Origin of the sequence: Brevundimonas sp., assembly GCF_031082345.1 — a bacterium.
Taxonomy (GTDB): Bacteria; Pseudomonadota; Alphaproteobacteria; order Caulobacterales; family Caulobacteraceae; genus Brevundimonas.
In genome coordinates this window covers 1-4,085 of sequence record NZ_JAVHLH010000253.1, presented here as the reverse complement: position 1 = coordinate 4,085, position 4,085 = coordinate 1, and the positions used below count along the sequence as shown (strand labels likewise).

The 4,085-nt window shown below is 66.6% G+C and carries 2 protein-coding genes and 1 pseudogene; 2 read left to right on the top strand and 1 reads right to left on the bottom strand.

The genetic code is table 11. The features are described from left to right. Positions 1-191 (bottom strand): beta-lactamase hydrolase domain-containing protein (locus tag RDU12_RS15885; RefSeq protein WP_374990221.1); only part of this gene is annotated, 191 nt, incomplete at its 3' end. Between the two features lie 211 nt (positions 192-402). On the opposite strand from RDU12_RS15885, the gene RDU12_RS13425 reads away from it, so the two are divergent. Continuing rightward, complete coding sequence (locus RDU12_RS13425) at positions 403-3,555, top strand: TonB-dependent receptor (RefSeq protein WP_300292232.1); 3,153 nt, start codon at positions 403-405, stop codon at positions 3,553-3,555. Positions 3,556-3,721: 166 nt separating this feature from the next. Continuing rightward, positions 3,722-4,085: pseudogene (locus tag RDU12_RS13420) on the top strand (hypothetical protein); the annotation flags it as partial.

Below are 4,085 nucleotides of genomic sequence, written 5' to 3'. Positions count from 1 at the left end.
CCAGCCGCCCGCGGCGGCGCTGGCCCGCGCCGCCGCCGAGGCGGGTGGCCGGGCTCCTCGCCGTCGGGGCGGTGATTCACCAAACAGGTGAATCCGGCGTCCCGGAGCCCGGCGAGCTGGTCGGGCAGAACCTGTCCGGCGACGCTTACGGTCGGGGAAAGCGGCCGAAAAGAAGCCGGATTGAGGGGCATTTGAGCAGCCTTTCCAATGACATAAAAAGTCGTGTGGCGGGATTGCGACAGGCGGGCGTCGATTGGGTTACGTCGCCGTAATTATGCTGCGTCGGGCCCATGCCAAGGCTAAGGTCAGGGCAATCTGCGTGCATTGGGGTGCGCGGAGTTTGGTTGCCGTCGAAGCTCGCCTCCTCCTGGAGTCGTCCGGCGGTCTCAGGAGGACCACCCTTTGAAGACCCAAACCATCAAGCAGCGTTTGCTGCATTCGACCATGATCGGCGGAACGGCGCTTATGGCGCTGGTGGCGGCTCCGGCCGTCACTCTGATGACGCCCTCGGTCGCCATCGCGCAGAACCTCACCCAGGGCGCCGTCGCCGGCACCGTGGAAAACCAGGCCGGCACGCCGGTCGCGGGCGCCACCGTCACGCTTCGGTCGGTCTCGCAGGGCTTCACGCGCAGCTTCACCACTGACGCCTCGGGCGGCTTCCGCGCCGTGGCCCTGCCGCAGGGCGTGTACGAAGTCGTCGTCAACGCGTCGGGCTACAACTCGCTGACCGACACCGTGAACGTCGGCTCGGGCGGCACCGCCTCGCTGACCCTGACCATGGGCGCCACGGCCGACAACGCCACGCAGATCGACGAAGTCGTCGTCGTCGGCGTGCGCCGCGCCGTTTCGGAATTCGACGCCACCACGACCGGCCTGACGGTCAACGTCGAGGAACTGTCGAAGAACGTCCCGATCGCGCGCGACGCCGGGGCCGTGGCCCTGCTGGCTCCGGGCGTGACCGCCTCGGACGGCGCCTTCGGCAACATCCCGACCATCGGCGGCGCTTCGGCCGGTGAGAACACCTACTTCATCAACGGCCTGAACATCACGAAATTCCGGGACTTCACCGGTTCTTCGACCGTTCCGTTCGAATTCTACCAGACGCTGGAAACCAAGACCGGCGGCTATCAGTCGGAATTCGGCCGCGGCACCGGCGGCGTGCTGAACGGCACGACCAAGTCGGGCGGCAACGACTGGGAGTTCGGCATCACCGCCTACTGGCAGCCGGACAGCCTGCGCGAGGATTCGCCGAACACCTACCTCGCCCAGAACAATTTCGACGAGAACGAGACCAGCGACGTCATCTTCGACTTCGGCGGTCCGATCATCCAGGACCGTCTGTTCATCTTCGGTCTGTACAACTGGCGTGACCGCGAGGCCACGAACATCGGCGCCGCGACCACCGATCCCGATTTCGGCGCCGGCGGCAACGGAACGATCGTCACCGTCGACGACCCGTTCTACGGCGCCAAGGTCGACTTCCTGGTCACCGACGATCATCGCCTGGAGTTCACCTACTTCTCCGACGAGCAGGAGCAGCAGACCCGGAACATCTTCGTCAACGCCAGCGGCGACTATGTCGGCGAGTTCACGCCGTCGACCTTCGAGTTCGGCGGCCAGAGCTGGATCGCGCGCTACACCGGCGTGTGGACCGACTGGCTGACCACCTCGCTGGCCTACGGCGTCAACGAGTACAACGAGTCCTCGACCTCGCCCGGTGACGGCGGCGCCCTGATCACCCACATCGGCGCCGGACGCCCGCGTCTCGGCACCTGGGGTCTCGGCCAGGTGGCCCTGAACGAAGACAAGCGGACCATCCTGCGCGCCGACGTCGACATCTATGCCGACTTCTACGGTTCGCACCACTTCCGCCTGGGCATCGACCAGGAGGAACTGGAGGCTTACCAGGAGCTCGATTACTCGGGCGCCGGCTACAACTACTGCCGTCCGGGCGGCCCGATCAGCACGGTCGTGAACTGCACGGGCGACGTGACGGGCGGTCTCTGGTACCGCTATCAGACCTACGACGGCGCTGGTAACCCGCAACGCGTCCGCATCCGCGCCTACGACAACGACGGCGGCTGGAAGTCGACCCAGAACGCCTATTACGTCCAGGACTCGTGGGAAGTCACGGATCGCCTGACGCTGAACCTCGGCCTCCGGAACGAAAGCTTCGAGAACGAGAACATCGCCGGCGTCGCCTTCGTCGATCTGAAGAACCAGTGGGCTCCGCGTCTCGGCGCCACCTACGACGTCTTCGGCGATCGTGAAGCCAAGCTGTTCGGCTTCTGGGGCCGCTACTTCCTGCCGGTCGCGGTCAACACCAACCAGCGTCTGGCCGGCGCCGAGTTCTTCATCCAGGACACCTGGACGCTGGACCGGACGACCTGCGCCCCGGGCGTGGACGCCAACTGTGACGGCATCCACGACACCACCGACGAGCCGATCCTCGGCACCTTCCTCGGCGGCACCAACCTCGCCTCCGGCGAAGTCCGTCCGATCTCGACCCAGGTCGATAAGGAAATCGACCCGATGTACGTGGACGAGTTCATTCTCGGCTACGAGCAGCGCGTGTTCGGTGACTGGACCCTGGGCGTGAAGGGCACGTACCGCGAGCTGGGTACGGCCATCGACGACGTCGCCATCGACGCCGCCGTTCTGGCCTACTGCGACACGACGACCGACCTGAACAGCACGATCTGCTACAATGTCTGGTACGGCTTCCACCAGTACGTCCTGACCAACCCGGGCGAGGACATGGTCATCACCCTGTCGGGCGACGACCTGACCCGCGCCGACTCGGGCCCGGGCGGCCTGGGCCGGACGTTCACCGATCGTGAGGTCACCCTCTCGGCCGCCGACCTGAACTACCCGGCTCCGGAGCGTACCTACAAGGCGGTGGAAGTCTCGCTCGAGAAGCCGTTCGACGGCGTCTGGGGCGGTCGCTTCAGCTACGTCTGGTCGGAAAACAAGGGCAACTACGAAGGCGCCCTGAAGTCCGACAACGGCCAGACCGACCCCGGTCTGTCGCAGGACTTCGACCAGCCCGGCCTGACCGACAACGCGTTCGGCTTCCTGCCCAACCACCGCGAACATACGTTCAAGGCGTTCGGCAACTGGCAGGCCACTCCGGCCCTGAACATCGGCGCCAACCTGCTGATCCAGTCGCCGCGCAAGTTTGGCTGCCAGGGCGTGCACCCGACGGACTTCTTCGCCTCGCTCTACGGCGCGGCGTCGTGGTTCTGCGACACCGACGGTAACGGTGTGTCGGAAGCCACCGGTCGCGGCTCGCAGTTCGAAAGCGACTGGCTCCGGGTCCTGGACCTGACCTTCGCCTACGATCTGGCTGAAGTGTTCGAGATTCCGGGCGACAGCCTCGTGCTTCGCGCGGACGTCTTCAACGTCTTCGACTTCCAGTCGGAGCAGGACTTCAACGAGTTCGGCGAGTTCGGCGACGCTGCCCCTGGACCGGGTTCGGCCGATCCGAACTACGCCAAGGTCACGGCCTACCAGGCCCCGCGCACCGTGCGCTTCAGCCTGGCCTACCGCTTCTAATCAAGCGGTCGGAGAGACAGACTACCGGGCGGCGGACCTTCGGGTCCGCCGCCCTTTTTCTTTGCGCCGCCCCCGTCCCGGAAAAATCGCCGCCACGGAAAACCATTGCGGCGTCTGACGCGTTGCGGCATCCGAACCCCAGTCCACGCGTAGATCCGGAGCCTCCATGATCGCCAGTCTCGCCTTCGCCGCCGCCCTGATCGCCCTGCCGTCGCCCGTCGCCGCCCAGGACGGGCCCATCCTCACGGCCGGTCCGACCCGGGGCGAGACCGCCGACGCCGAGCGCCTGCGCGAGGCGGTGGCCTACGCCAACCCCTTGCCGCGCGGCGCGCCGGAGGCCGACTATCCGCTGGTGGCGTGGTGCGAGGCGCTGGTGAACGGCCACATCGCCTTGGGGGAGACCCTGACCACGGCTGACGATCTCGATCGCGACATCATCCGGCTGGGCCGGCTCGAGGCGGCTGATTTCCGCTCGGCCCTCGACGCCGCCGCGCCGCGCGAGGACGAGCCCGACGCGGTCGTCGTCACCA